The 12,726-nt window shown below is 53.6% G+C and carries 13 protein-coding genes; 4 read left to right on the top strand and 9 right to left on the bottom strand.

Annotated elements, in window-relative coordinates; all coding sequences use genetic code 11:
* Positions 1 to 9 precede the first annotated feature (9 nt).
* The gene (locus UTO39_RS02930) at positions 10 to 594 is read right to left on the bottom strand and encodes an NUDIX domain-containing protein (protein ID WP_061098202.1); all 585 of its coding nucleotides are present in this window, start codon (positions 592 to 594) and stop codon (positions 10 to 12) included.
* A gap of 86 nt (positions 595 to 680) precedes the next feature.
* On the opposite strand from UTO39_RS02930, the gene UTO39_RS02925 reads away from it, so the two are divergent.
* Entirely contained in the window at positions 681 to 1,436 is a 756-nt protein-coding gene (locus tag UTO39_RS02925) for a DeoR/GlpR family DNA-binding transcription regulator (RefSeq protein WP_320726653.1), read from the top strand.
* 37 nt (positions 1,437 to 1,473) lie between these two features.
* Here the strand turns inward: UTO39_RS02925 and UTO39_RS02920 are convergent, their stop codons facing one another.
* The 4 genes from UTO39_RS02920 to UTO39_RS02905 all read right to left on the bottom strand — a co-directional run bounded on the left by UTO39_RS02920 (position 1,474) and on the right by UTO39_RS02905 (position 3,360).
* A complete protein-coding gene (locus UTO39_RS02920) occupies positions 1,474 to 1,836 on the bottom strand; it encodes a DUF4406 domain-containing protein (protein ID WP_320726419.1) in 363 nt (120 codons plus the stop codon).
* A 117-nt stretch (positions 1,837 to 1,953) separates the two neighbouring features.
* Positions 1,954 to 2,325, bottom strand: coding sequence for a VOC family protein (locus tag UTO39_RS02915; RefSeq protein WP_320726418.1), 372 nt, complete (start codon positions 2,323 to 2,325; stop codon positions 1,954 to 1,956).
* A 99-nt stretch (positions 2,326 to 2,424) separates the two neighbouring features.
* Complete coding sequence (locus UTO39_RS02910) at positions 2,425 to 2,868, bottom strand: PACE efflux transporter (protein WP_320726417.1); 444 nt, start codon at positions 2,866 to 2,868, stop codon at positions 2,425 to 2,427.
* Positions 2,869 to 3,195: 327 nt separating this feature from the next.
* The gene (locus UTO39_RS02905) at positions 3,196 to 3,360 is read right to left on the bottom strand and encodes a hypothetical protein (RefSeq protein ID WP_320726416.1); all 165 of its coding nucleotides are present in this window, start codon (positions 3,358 to 3,360) and stop codon (positions 3,196 to 3,198) included.
* 308 nt (positions 3,361 to 3,668) lie between these two features.
* Here UTO39_RS02905 and UTO39_RS02900 point away from each other — a divergent pair, with 308 nt between their 5' ends.
* Positions 3,669 to 4,238 carry a hypothetical protein gene (locus UTO39_RS02900; protein ID WP_253542017.1) on the top strand — a complete coding sequence of 190 codons (570 nt, stop codon included), beginning with the start codon at positions 3,669 to 3,671 and terminating at the stop codon, positions 4,236 to 4,238.
* Between the two features lie 33 nt (positions 4,239 to 4,271).
* Here UTO39_RS02900 and silA read toward each other — a convergent pair whose 3' ends face one another.
* The 4 genes from silA to UTO39_RS02880 are packed head-to-tail and all read right to left on the bottom strand — an operon-like array spanning position 4,272 to position 10,441.
* Positions 4,272 to 7,412, bottom strand: coding sequence for a Cu(+)/Ag(+) efflux RND transporter permease subunit SilA (gene silA, locus UTO39_RS02895; RefSeq protein ID WP_320726652.1), 3,141 nt, complete (start codon positions 7,410 to 7,412; stop codon positions 4,272 to 4,274).
* Positions 7,413 to 7,422: 10 nt separating this feature from the next.
* Positions 7,423 to 8,673 carry an efflux RND transporter periplasmic adaptor subunit gene (locus UTO39_RS02890; RefSeq protein ID WP_320726415.1) on the bottom strand — a complete coding sequence of 417 codons (1,251 nt, stop codon included), beginning with the start codon at positions 8,671 to 8,673 and terminating at the stop codon, positions 7,423 to 7,425.
* A gap of 11 nt (positions 8,674 to 8,684) precedes the next feature.
* On the bottom strand, positions 8,685 to 9,032 hold the full coding sequence (gene cusF, locus UTO39_RS02885; protein ID WP_320726414.1) for a cation efflux system protein CusF: 348 nt from the start codon (positions 9,030 to 9,032) through the stop codon (positions 8,685 to 8,687).
* Between the two features lie 23 nt (positions 9,033 to 9,055).
* Positions 9,056 to 10,441 carry an efflux transporter outer membrane subunit gene (locus tag UTO39_RS02880; RefSeq protein ID WP_320726413.1) on the bottom strand — a complete coding sequence of 462 codons (1,386 nt, stop codon included), beginning with the start codon at positions 10,439 to 10,441 and terminating at the stop codon, positions 9,056 to 9,058.
* 157 nt (positions 10,442 to 10,598) lie between these two features.
* Between UTO39_RS02880 and UTO39_RS02875 the strand changes: the two genes are divergently transcribed.
* Both UTO39_RS02875 and UTO39_RS02870 read left to right on the top strand, forming a co-directional pair.
* Positions 10,599 to 11,282: a copper/silver response regulator transcription factor gene (locus UTO39_RS02875; protein ID WP_248094848.1), complete on the top strand. Its 684-nt coding sequence runs from the start codon at positions 10,599 to 10,601 to the stop codon at positions 11,280 to 11,282.
* Positions 11,272 to 12,726: a Cu(+)/Ag(+) sensor histidine kinase gene (locus UTO39_RS02870; RefSeq protein ID WP_320726412.1), complete on the top strand. Its 1,455-nt coding sequence runs from the start codon at positions 11,272 to 11,274 to the stop codon at positions 12,724 to 12,726. The genes UTO39_RS02875 and UTO39_RS02870 overlap by 11 nt, the downstream gene beginning before the upstream one ends.

Genomic DNA, 12,726 nt, shown 5'->3' with positions numbered 1-12,726 from the left:
AGCGGCAGGTTACAGAATGCCTTTCAGTGCAATATGGTAGAGCAGCATGATGGTTTTTCCGTCGACGATCTTGCCCGTATCAATTCCCCGCAGTGCCTCTTCAAAGGGCATTTCAAGCACGTCGATATCTTCGCCCTCCGCTTTGATACCGCCGCCTGCGCTGGTTTTGTCCTTCGGCTGATACTCGGCAAGATAAAAGTAGAGTTTCTCCGTGACGGAGCCCGGGCTCATATAGGCTTCAAAGATTTTCTGCACGCTCGACACGTTAAACCCGGTCTCTTCTTCCGCCTCTGCTTTAATGCGGCTTTCGGGATCCATATTATCGAGCAGGCCGGCCGCCGCCTCGATCAGATCGTCCTCATGGCCATTAATAAAGACCGGGAAGCGGAACTGGCGGGTCAGAATCACGGTTTTTTGGTCGCGGTTGTAGAGCAGGATCGTGGCGCCGTTCCCCCGGTCATAAACTTCACGCGTTTGCCGCTGCCATTCGCCATCGCGCCTTTGCAGGTCAAAGGTATATTTTTTAAGTAAATACCAGTTATCGGACAGGGTTTCACTGTCAATGATGCGCACATCTGCACGTTTTGATTGCACGTTTCGTCCTCCTTACGTAGAGTAACTATCAATAACAGCATTAACGTGCAGTTTCAAGATTAAACATGCAATATCAGGAATCCATGATGCTCACCAGTCAGCGAAAACAGTTGATCCTTGAAAAGCTCGGCGCCGAAGGTCAGGTCCAGTCAAAAGCGCTCAGCGTTCTTTTCGACGTCTCTGAAGACACCATCCGTCGCGATTTGCGCGAGCTGGCGGCAGAAGGGCGTTTACAGCGGGTTCACGGCGGCGCGCTGCCGTCGTCTTCCGCTACTGTGCCTTTCGCGGAACGTCAGTCCGTTAAAATGGATGCCAAAAGAAAGGTGGCGCAGAAGGGGGCGCAGCTGATTTCTTCGGGCCAGGTGGTGATCGTTGACGGTGGAACGACCACCTCAGAACTGATCGCCTTCTTACCGCATGACCTGCGTATTACCGTGGTGACGCACAGTCCGAGCATTGCCCTGGGGCTTGTTAATCATCCTTCCATCGAGGTTATTCTGATCGGCGGCCGTTTGTATAAACATTCGATTGTCGCGGTCGGCGCGGCGGCCATCGAAGGTATCGAAAATATTCATGCGGATCTGTTCTTTATGGGCGTAACCGGCATCCATCCGGAAGCAGGGCTGACGACCGGAGATTTCGAAGAGGCGTGCATCAAACGTGCATTTTCCGGCAGAGCCGCCGAGACGGTTGTTCTGGCGTCGCCGGAAAAAATAAACACGGCGTCATCATTTGTGATTGGCGATGTGGCGCTGGCAAATACGATTGTCGTCGAAGACGATACCGACCGTGGCTGGGTCAATGCGGTTTCGGAAAAAGGGGTGTCGGTCGTGCTGGCTTGAGCGTGAGCCAGCCAGATACTGGCTGGCGCGGGAACCATTAAGCCTGAGGAATGCTTTCAAGCGCGGTATAAATCGTGAGGCCGTGTTTTCGCGCAACCTCTATGTCCATGTCCGCCCCCTGAGACGCGCCGGCAATACGATAAATCGCATCACATTTTGCGATAAGCCGGCGTGCAACGGGATACAGCATCGATTCTGCAATCTCATCGCCAATCGACGTCGAGCCCGCGGCCTTCGCCAGTGGAAGCGCCAGCCATTCACCAATCACCGGAACGTGGCCGCGCTGATAAACGGCTAATGCAGCTCGTTCAAGACGGGCAAGATTTTCATCAATGCGGGCCTGAATGCCGTCTGTACCGCTTCGATAGGGGCCAGCAATCAAAATCAACTGTTGCGTCATATCCACCTCGTTAAGTGTTTTTGCATGAAACTGCAGGTTTGTGTCTCACTTCACGGGAATAATAATCGGCAATATCGTGCAATATCAAGAATTATCAGGCAGACGGGCGAAATTAACTTATCCTTCTTCAGGGGCATGGCATACCGCTTCGATATTATGACCATCAGGCGCAATGACAAATGCGGCATAGTAATTTTTACCGTAAGAGCGCAATCCCGGTGCACCATTATCGCGTCCGCCTGCGCTCAGAGCGGCATGGTAAAAGTCATTAACCTGCTGGCGTGTCGTGGCTACAAAGGCAAGATGAAGCGGAGCGGGCTTATCATTCGACTGAAAAAGGCAAAGAGAAACGTCGCCTGAACTCATTTCGACGCCATAGTCAGGGGAGCCTTCATCGACGAGTTCGACACCGAGGGGTTGAAGCGACATGAGGAAGAAGGTTTTACTTTTCTCATAATCGCTGACGCCGAATTTCACATGATCGAACATGATGGACTCCTCAAAAGTGATGGTGAAATGAGAAGTATAGAAAGAGAGTGGATTCCAATACGATCAAGGGGTTGTGAATGTGACCGACATCAAGACTCGCTATACAGCAGACCGTTTACTCCCAACGAATGTCCAACGCAGGTAATCATAGAGCCAGTTAAACAGCATCGTGTATGGCAGGAAAAACAGCACAAGGCCAATCTCGACAAAAAATGCCTCTGCGATCGTTAAATTCAGCATGAACATGGCCACAGGGATTAAGGAAACGACAAGGCCCGTTTCAAACCCAACCGCATGGATGGCGCGAACGAGGAACGTTCGTTGAAACTGATGTTTTTTCTGCAGGGAGTCAAAGAGCTTATTGAAGATAAAATTCCAGACCGTTGCGGTAAGTGCGGATATCACGGACAACGAACCGGACTGGAGTACCGAGACGTTCATCAGCCATGCAAGAGACAGAGCGATGATAACGTTGGCCGTCACTTCAAAAATGACAGCGTGGAAAATCCTTTCTTTGAAGCTTTTATCGAGTTCAATTTCCATAAGTCTACAGCAGCGGTGGTCAAAGCCTGGAGTATATCAAACGTCTTTTAACCTTGTATAAACGTAGACGTTGAGGGTGCGGATATCGTGATAGCGTTGACATTTGAACAGGCGAACTTTCAGGCTATCAATGACCAGAGCAATCATGGCCGTAGAAAGGCAGAATTTGCCGAACCTTACTTTAGTGCGCATAATGTATATTATGTTAAATGCCATCTAATAGTTAATCACGAGCCGATACATCAATCTGTTACTAATTCTGACCTCCCTCACGCTTCTCGTCTTTCACTTATGTGGATCTCTTTCAGATTCACCGCTTTGACCACTCTACGCCTGTTGAAAATTGGTGATCTCAACATTCACAATACATAAGTTAAATGCAATAAATCCATAAATCATATCCTGTGCCTCAGCCTCTGCTCTTACATCATAATCAGTCAATGATGTCGGAAGGCTTTTCAAACTCTGGCGACCAGTAACCTCCACTTCCATGATACGTTTCTGCCCCCAGGACGAACTGGGTACCGCAAAAGTTGCATACAAAGTGGTAATCGACGATGTCGCCCCATATCATCTTTTCAGAGCACTCACTGAAGCTGTACTGATTCCAGTCGTCCTTTGTCAGAACTTCTGACAACATCCCTTCGTTGATTGCATTTCTGGCAATACGAATTGCTTTTCGTAACTGATCGGGCGTCCGGATAACGTACTTAACACAGAGTTCACGGCAGTGCTCGCAGCTCATATGGCTGAACCTCTTTCGCATGACGGGCTGATGACGTTTATGTCATTATATTCAAATGATTAAAGCACTATATCGTCGACTAAACCACTGTAACGACCTGGCGGTAAGAATCAGCAAGGCCAATACTGCACAACTGCAACAGTTAAAAGCGGAACTGGCCGAACTGATCGGAACACCGACGGGATGCTATACCATGGGCATTCCAGCTGTTCTCAGTACCCTTGGGGTGATCGTCAATTTTGGGATACCGCAGCTGTGGTTGGGTTACAAAGTCAGCGCCGCCCTCGGGGAGCCTGAAGAAAGCGTATTTATATGGGTGGTTTTGATCGCCCTGCTGTTCTCAGGCATCAATGGCATGACGATGTTTCTGATTGGCAAAGGCCTCATGCGTGCCGTGCAGGTGCATCTTACGCTGGCGGTTGTAAGCCTTGTGTTAACGACAGTCTATCTGCTGACTGCGCTAAGCGGTGCGAGTGTTCCGGGCGTCAGTCTCATCGCGGCGTCGATAAGCATCTCTATGCTGCTGCTCAGCGGTTACTGCATCCACTCTACTTCTTTCTATAAGATGCTGCTGTTTACCCTGCACAATCGTGCCTGGCGTAAACTTTTGCACCAGGCTCGTTGAACATAAAACCCCGCCATCTCTGGCGGGGTCTGTTTATTGCTTTTTATACCTGCGTAACCAGATAAGCTTATACGCCGCCGGAATGATAAACAGCGACAGCAGCGGCGCGGTGATCATCCCGCCAATCATCGGCGCGGCGATCCGACTCATAACTTCTGACCCCGTGCCGGTTCCCCAGAGTATAGGCAGCAGACCCGCAATGATAACCGCCACCGTCATCGCCTTGGGTCGGACACGCAGAACCGCGCCATGGTACAGAGCGTCATCCAACGCTTGTGCGGTGAATGTCTCACGCCGGGATAAGGCTGGATTCGCCTCAATGGCATGCCGCAAATACATCAGCATGACGACCCCGAACTCTGCCGCCACCCCGGCCAGGGCGATAAAGCCGGTGCCGGTTGCAACAGACATATGGAAGCCCTGCCAGTAAAGGAACCAGATGCCACCCACCAGGGCAAACGGCAGACTCATCAGGATCAGCAACGCCTCATCCACGCGACGGAACGCCAGATAGAGCAGAATGAAGATGATCATCACCGTCATCGGCACCATCAGCTTCAGTTTCTTATTGGCGTGCTCCAGCAGTTCAAACTGCCCGGAGAATGATACGCTGGTACCCGGCCTCAGCTTCACGTTTTGGCTGATGGCCGTCTTAATGTCGTTCACCACCGACACCATATCCCTGCCCCTTGCATCAATGTAAATCCAGCTGGCAGGACGCGCATTCTCCGTTTTCAGCATAGTCGGGCCAGATACGACCTTTATATCAGCCACATCGCCCAGCGTGATCTGCTGCTTCATCGGCGTCAGAATCGGCATTTCTCTCAGCGTCTGCGGGCTGTTCCGGTAGTCCTGAGGATAGCGAATGTTTATCGGGTACCGGGCAACGCCCTCTACCGTTTCCCCCACCGTCGCGCCGCCGATGGCTGAGGAGACAAACAGCTGCACGTCACCCACCGTCATCCCGTAGCGGGAGGCTTTTTCCCGGTTGATATCAATATCAATGTAGCGCCCGCCCTCCAGACGTTCAGCCAGGGCTGACACCACGCCCGGCACGGTTTTCGCTACCGCCTCGATGCTTTGCGCCGTCGCGTCGATATCAGACAAAACGGTACCGGAAACCTTGATACCTATCGGGCTTTTGATCCCGGTTGAGAGCATATCAATGCGGTTACGTATGGGCGGCACCCAGAGGTTAGCCAGGCCGGGCAAACGAACGGTTTTGTCCAGCTCGTCAACGATCTTGTCCATAGTCATGCCTGGCCGCCATTGATCCTCCGGCTTAAGCTGAATGGTAGTTTCCACCATTTCGAGCGGCGCAGAATCCGTTGCCGTTTCCGCCTTACCGGTCTTACCAAAAACTGACGCCACCTCAGGCACGGTTTTGATTAATTTGTCCGTGGTCTGTAGCAGCGCGGCTGCTTCTGCCGGGGACACGCCGGGCAGCGTGGACGGCATATACAGCAGATCCCCCTCGTTGATCTTCGGCAGAAACTCGCCGCCCACTTGGCTCAAAGGCCAGATAACCGTGAAGATGGACAAGACGGCAACGAGCAACGTTGTTTTGGGCCAGTGCAGCACCCGAACCAGAAGCGGGTGATAGGCTTTAATCAGCAGCCTGTTCAGTGGGTTACTGGTCTCGGCGGGGATTTTACCCCGGATCCAGAATCCCATCAGAATAGGGATAACAATGATAGCCAGCGCGGCTGCACCTGCCATGGAGTACGTTTTGGTAAAGGCCAGCGGGCCAAACAGCAGCCCTTCCTGCCCCTCCAGGGTGAAGATGGGAATGAACGACAAGGTAATAATCAGCAGGCTGATAAACAGCGCTGGCCCCACTTCCACAGAGGCGTTGGTGATCGTCTTCCAGCGAGTAACGTTATCAATCTGCTCTCCAGGATGCTGATGATCCCACTCTTCAAGCCGTTTGTGCGCGTTTTCAATCATCACGATGGCGGCATCCACCATCGCGCCGACGGCAATCGCAATCCCGCCCAGCGACATGATATTGGCGTTCAGCCCCTGGAAGTGCATGACGATAAAGGCAATACACAGGCCCAGCGGCAAAGAGACAATCGCCACCAGCGCGGAGCGGACGTGCCAGAGGAACAGCCCGCAGACGATGGCCACCACAACAAACTCTTCAAGCAGCTTATAGCTCAGGTTGTCGATTGCCCGGTCGATCAGCTGGCTGCGATCGTAGGTGGTCACGATCTCAACGCCTTCCGGCAGGCTGGCCTTGAGGGTCGCCAGCTTATCTTTCACCGCGGTAATAACGTCGCGCGCGTTTTTGCCCGAACGCAGAATTACCACGCCACCCGCAACTTCCCCCTGCCCGTTCAGCTCGGCAATACCGCGCCGCATTTCCGGCCCCGTCTGTACGCGGGCAACATCACGGAGGTAAATCGGTACCCCGTTCTCGCCGGTTTTCAGGACAACATTATTGAAATCATCCAGCGTCTGCAGATAACCGCTGGCGCGGACCATATACTCCGCTTCCGCCATTTCAATCGACGATCCCCCAGCTTCCTGGTTGGACGATTCAAGCGCCTGCTTAACCTCCGGCAGGCTGATGCCGAACTGGGTCAGCTTTAGCGGATCAACCTGAATCTGATACTGCTTAACCACGCCGCCCACCGACGCGACCTCGGCCACGTTCGGGATAGTTTTCAGCTCAAACTTCAGGAACCAGTCCTGCAATGAACGCAATTCGGCGAGATCGTGTTTTCCGCTGCGATCCACCAGCGCATACTCAAATATCCAGCCCACGCCCGTGGCATCAGGACCGATTTCAGAGCTCACCCCGGCAGGCAGTTTGCCCTGAACCTGGTTCAGATACTCCAGCACGCGCGAACGGGCCCAGTAGAGATCGGTGCCATCTTCAAAAATGACGTACACATACGAATCGCCAAACTGGGAAAAACCGCGCACGGTCTTTGCGCCGGGAACCGACAGCATGGTGGTGGTGAGCGGATAGGTGACCTGGTTTTCAACAATCTGCGGGGCCTGGCCGGGATAGCTTGTTTTGATTATCACCTGAACATCAGACAGATCGGGCAAGGCATCGACCGGGGTGTTGATGATGGTCCATGTTCCCCAGACGCTGAGAAAAAGCGCCCCCAGCATGACCAGGAAACGGTTGGCGACCGATCGCCGGATAATCCATTCAATCATCATCGTCTCCTTAATGGCCGGAATGCGCGTCGTCAGCGTTTTCAGCCTGATGCATGCGCTCCAGCGCGCCGGTGATATTGGCCTCCGAGTCAATCAGGAACAGGCCGCTGACCACCACCGACTCCCCCTCTTCCAGTCCGCTACCAATCCCCGACTGCTGTTGAGATTCATGCAGCACGTGTATTGGTTTCGGCACAAAGCGCCCGTCTTTATCAACGGTAATGACGCGCTGTTCTTTTCCGGTATCAATCACGGCCTGGGAGGGGATCAGCAGCATCTCCTGACTTTGCGTATTCAGCTTCAGGTACGCGTTCATGCCCGGCTTCAGCAGCTCGTCCTTGTTAGAAACCTGCAGGCGAACCTGCAGCGTGCGGGTGGTCTGGTCCACGCTCGGCAGGATGTTCCATTTTTCTACCGGGAAGGTTTTATCCGGATAAGCCGGTATCGAAACAGCAAACTGCGAGGTGTCTTTCAGCAGATAAGCGATGGATTCAGGTACCGCCGCGCCGATCCATACCGGATCCATCCCCTGTATTTGCGCTACCACCTTATCTTTGGAAATATTCATGCCGGTACGCAGGTCAAAGGCCGTAATGACCCCGTCGATGGGCGCCCTGATGGTAAACCGGGTCTGGATAGTACGGCTGGCGCGCAGCCTCTGGATATCCTCGTCCGGCATACCCGCCAGCCGCAGCCGCTCAAGCACCCCTTTTATTTGCGTCGGCGTTCCGCCGGTGCCGGATAACAGCAAAAATTCACTCTGCGCCTCGACCCAGTCCGGAATAGTAATATCAATCAGCGGCGTGCCTTTCTTCACGCGATCGCCGGTCGTCAATGGGTATACTTTTTCAACGAAGCCTTCCGCGCGCGCCTGCACAATAACAAACTGATAGTCGTTATAGCTGACGTTAGCCGGGATCGTCTGGGCATAATTCAGCGTTCCGCGCGTCACCTTTTGCGTTTTTAATCCCAGGTTCTGAACCTGAGCCGGATCGATACGTATACCGGTACTGGTGTTATCCTCGTTTTCATCCGCATATTTCGGCACCAGATCCATATCCATAAACGGCGATTTACCGGGCTTATCGAATTTAACGTCGGGTTTCATCGGGTCATACCAGAAAAGTACCTCTCTTTCCGACGCGTTATTTGCCGTTTTTTCAGATGAATGAAGATTCTGCCATGCCGTCACCGATATCAGCCCTCCCGCAATAAGGCTGCTGACTATCATGGCAGCATATTTTATTTTTAATGAGGCCATGCCGTATCTCGCTATTTAATGCTTTTGAGTAAAGAGATATTGCCCTGCTGAACAAATGAAAAATCAACCTGGCTGCCGGGCTTTAGTGCGTTAATGCTCTCGTCAGCGTCGGTAAAGGTGAACCGCATGGTCATCGCAGGCCAGCCAATGGCCGGAATAGCGTCATGAGAAATGGTGATTTTTTTATTCGTAAGATCAACCGCTTTCACAACGCCCTTACCGTGGATAATTTGCTCGGAAGCCGCGTCACTGGCGGCGTTCATTGTCATTGCGTCGTGCTGATGCACCTCCGCCTGGAGGCTGGCAGAAAACACAACCGAGATCGCACCGAATACAACGGCCTTAAGTGAATTACGCATTTTTATTTTCCTCTTTGATTAAGTTATTCGACCCAACCACCGCCCAGCGCGGTGAAGAGTTTTATTTCATTCACCTGTCGGGCGTAAATAAGGTCGAGAATGGTTTGCTGCGTGGAGAAAAGAGAACGTTCCGCGTCGAGTACCTCGATATAGCTGGCCGCACCGCTGGAATATAACCCTCTGGCACGCTGCAGGGTGATTTGCAGCGAAGCAAGATAACGCTGCTGCGCTTCAATTTGCTGGGTAATGCTGTCCCGCAGCGCGAGCGCGTCGGCAACCTGTTTAAAGGCGGTCTGAATTTTTTGTTCGTAATTAACAACCGACTGCTGCTGGCGAATTTCGGCCAGCTTCAGTTTGGCCTTATTCCTGCCCGCATTAAAAATGGGAAGTTCAATTTTAGGCATAAAATTCCACATTCCGCTGCCCGCGGTGAACAGGCTGGACAATTCCGTACTGCCCGTTGAAAGCCCGCTGGTCAGCGAAATGGACGGGAAAAAGGCAGCACGCGCCGCGCCGATATCCGCATCGGCCGCCTTAAGCTGATACTCCGCCTCCATAATATCCGGGCGCTGCAGCAGTATCGCTGATGAAAGATGGGGTGGCAGTTTCACCGGCGCAACGTCGCCGGCGTTCATGCCGCTGTCGCCCGGCAGCGCGCGATACGTGCCGAGGACCAGCTGCAATGCATTATTGGCCTGCGCCAGCTCCCCCTCTCTTTTGGCAATCTCTGCCTGCGTGCTTTCGATCTGTCCCCGGGCCTGTTCCAGCGCCAGGACGTTCGTGCTGCCCGTCACCAGCTGCTGCTCAACGAACGCATAGGAGTGCTGATAATTTTTCAACGTCTCCCGCGCAATGCGCAGCTGTTTATACGCCAGCTGCTGGTTGAAATAGCCCTGCGACACGTTAGAGACGAGCAGGATATGCACGGCGCGGCGGGCTTCCTCGCTGGCGAAATAGCGCTGTCGGTCGGCCTCACTCATGTTTTTCAGCCTGCCGAAAAAGTCGAGATCGTAGCTAAGCGCAAGCCCCGCCTCGTACTGCTGTGAGGTGGGTTTATCACCTTTCAGCCCACCGCTGTAGGTGATCCCTGAACTTGCATTCAGCTGAGGATAACGGTCCGCATCCGTCACGTTGAACCGCGCCCGGGCTTCCTCGACCTTCAGGGCGGCCATTTTTATATCGCGGTTGTTCTTCAGGGCTTCCGCAATCAGTCCGGCAACCTGAGGGTCGACAAAAAAGCGGCGCCAGCCTGTGTCCTGATACCCCGCCATCGCTGGCGTAAGGCCGTTACGCGAGAGGGAAAACTGCTGGGGTACCGGTGACGCGGGCCGCTGGTATTCAGGCGCCAGCGAAACGCAGCCTGCCAGGATGAATACCGTACTGATGCTTAGTCGTTTTAACAGGAACATAACGCTTCTCGTCCAGAGTTTGACGAGGGCTACTCTACGGAAGGCATCCTGTTTGACGGGTGACAGGATAATGACAATGTTGTCATTTTTAACGTAAGTCATTGTTAACGGCGGTACGCTCACTAGAATGTCATCAGCAGCCAGTCAGGGGAGCACGATGAAAATACTGATCGTTGAAGACGAAATGAAAACCGGTGAGTACCTCAGCAAAGGGCTGACTGAAGCGGGGTTTGTGGTGGACCACGCGGACAATGGCCTGAACGGATACCATCTCGCCATGACCGCTGAATACGACCTGCTGATTCTGGATATCATGCTGCCCGATGTGAACGGCTGGGATATTGTCCGCATGCTTCGCTCGGCCGGAAAAGGGATGCCGATACTGTTACTCACGGCGCTCGGCACGATTGAACACCGGGTAAAAGGGCTTGAGCTGGGCGCGGATGATTATCTGATCAAACCTTTTGCCTTTGCTGAGCTGCTCGCCAGAGTAAGGACGCTGCTAAGACGCGGGAATACGGTGATCGCGGAAAGCCAGCTTCATGCGGCTGACCTGACGGTTGACCTCGTGTCGCGAAAGGTGAGCCGGGCCGGAAACCGCATTTTACTCACCAGCAAAGAGTTCAGCCTGCTGGAGTTTTTCCTGCGTCATCAGGGAGAGGTGCTGCCCCGCTCCCTGATTGCTTCCCAGGTGTGGGACATGAATTTTGACAGCGACACGAACGCGATTGACGTGGCGGTTAAGCGGCTGCGGGCGAAAGTTGATAACGATTATGAACCGAAGCTGATCCAGACGGTGCGCGGCGTAGGCTATATGCTGGAGGCGCCGGATGCGCGCTAAGCCCTTCAGACGCCCTTTTTCGCTTGCCCTGCGGCTGACCTTTTTTATCAGTCTTTCCACGATCCTGGCCTTTTTTGCCTTCACGTGGTTTATGTTGCACTCCGTTGAAAAGCATTTCGCCGAGCAGGACATCAGCGACCTGCAGCAGATCAGCACCGCGATGCACCGCATCCTGCAGTCCCCGGCCGACCCCGACCAAAAGAAAATCAGCAAGCTTAAAGAGTCGATTACCAGCTACCGCAACGTGGCCGTCCTGCTTCTGGATCCGCAGGGAAAGACCCTGTTCAGCTCGGCGCAAGGGGCGGCGTTACGCCCTGCAATGAACGCGGCAGACTTTAGCGCACACCGTCGCGCGCAGGATGTGTTTCTCTGGACGGTTGAAGACCCTGCCGCCCCCTTGCACGCCGGGCACGACATGAAAATGGAAACGTACCGGATTATCGCCTCTTCGGGCACGGCGACGCTGCAGGGCGAAGCGCAGAACTACGTTATGCTGATCGGGCTCTCCATTAATTTTCATCTGCACTACCTGGACGCGCTTAAGAAGAATCTTTTTGCCATTGCCGCGGTAATCAGCCTGCTGATTATTCTCATTATTCGCATCGCGGTGCGCCAGGGTCACCTGCCCCTGCGTAACGTCAGCAACGCCATTAAAAATATCACCTCGGAGAATCTGGACGCGCGGCTGGAACCCTCCCGCGTGCCCGTTGAGCTGGAGCAGCTGGTTATCTCCTTCAACCATATGATCGAAAAGATTGAAGACGTCTTTACCCGGCAGGCGAATTTTTCCGCCGACATCGCGCACGAAATCAGAACCCCCATCACCAACCTGGTGACGCAAACCGAAATCGCGCTGAGCCAGAACCGCTCGCCGAAGGAGCTGGAGGATGTCCTGTACTCCAGCCTTGAAGAGTACAACCGGATGACCCGGATGGTCAGCGACATGCTGTTTCTGGCGCAGGCGGATAATAATCAGCTGATCCCGGACCGGATGATGTTTGATTTGCGTGCCGAGGTCGTGAAAGTGTTCGATTTCTTCGAAGCCTGGGCGGAAGAACGTAACATCACGCTGAACGTTAACGGGCAGCCCTGCCTGACGGAGGGCGACCCGCAGATGCTCAGAAGAGCGATTAACAATCTGCTCTCCAATGCCCTGCGCTATACGCCGGAAGGAAACGCGGTGACCGTCTCGCTCAGTGAACAGGAGAACGATGTTGAACTGGTGGTTGAAAACCCCGGCACGCCGATCCCGCAAGAGCATCTGCCGAGGCTGTTTGACCGTTTTTATCGGGTGGATCCTTCCAGGCAGCGCAAAGGCGAAGGCAGCGGGATTGGGCTTGCCATCGTGAAGTCCATCGTCGCTGCGCATCACGGAAAAGTTCGCGTGGAGTCGGATGCGGTATCGACGCGCTTCATTCTCTCCGTGCCGAAAAAAGTGACCTGA

The organism is Enterobacter sp. 118C5 (assembly GCF_034107645.1).
GTDB classification, from domain to species: Bacteria; Pseudomonadota; Gammaproteobacteria; order Enterobacterales; family Enterobacteriaceae; genus Enterobacter; species Enterobacter nematophilus.
This window is presented reverse-complemented; position numbering and strand designations above follow the sequence as displayed.

Excerpts from the sequence above, each read along its gene's own strand:
- UTO39_RS02925 (WP_320726653.1), top strand. The coding sequence starts at position 681 with ATGCTCACCAGTCAGCGAAAACAGTTGATCCTTGAAAAGCTCGGCGCC.
- UTO39_RS02920 (WP_320726419.1), bottom strand. The coding sequence starts at position 1,836 with ATGACGCAACAGTTGATTTTGATTGCTGGCCCCTATCGAAGCGGTACA.
- UTO39_RS02915 (WP_320726418.1), bottom strand. The coding sequence starts at position 2,325 with ATGTTCGATCATGTGAAATTCGGCGTCAGCGATTATGAGAAAAGTAAA.
- UTO39_RS02910 (WP_320726417.1), bottom strand. The coding sequence starts at position 2,868 with ATGGAAATTGAACTCGATAAAAGCTTCAAAGAAAGGATTTTCCACGCT.
- UTO39_RS02905 (WP_320726416.1), bottom strand. The coding sequence starts at position 3,360 with ATGGAAGTGGAGGTTACTGGTCGCCAGAGTTTGAAAAGCCTTCCGACA.
- UTO39_RS02900 (WP_253542017.1), top strand. The coding sequence starts at position 3,669 with ATGATTAAAGCACTATATCGTCGACTAAACCACTGTAACGACCTGGCG.
- silA (WP_320726652.1), bottom strand. The coding sequence starts at position 7,412 with ATGATTGAATGGATTATCCGGCGATCGGTCGCCAACCGTTTCCTGGTC.
- UTO39_RS02890 (WP_320726415.1), bottom strand. The coding sequence starts at position 8,673 with ATGGCCTCATTAAAAATAAAATATGCTGCCATGATAGTCAGCAGCCTT.
- cusF (WP_320726414.1), bottom strand. The coding sequence starts at position 9,032 with ATGCGTAATTCACTTAAGGCCGTTGTATTCGGTGCGATCTCGGTTGTG.
- UTO39_RS02880 (WP_320726413.1), bottom strand. The coding sequence starts at position 10,441 with ATGTTCCTGTTAAAACGACTAAGCATCAGTACGGTATTCATCCTGGCA.
- UTO39_RS02875 (WP_248094848.1), top strand. The coding sequence starts at position 10,599 with ATGAAAATACTGATCGTTGAAGACGAAATGAAAACCGGTGAGTACCTC.
- UTO39_RS02870 (WP_320726412.1), top strand. The coding sequence starts at position 11,272 with ATGCGCGCTAAGCCCTTCAGACGCCCTTTTTCGCTTGCCCTGCGGCTG.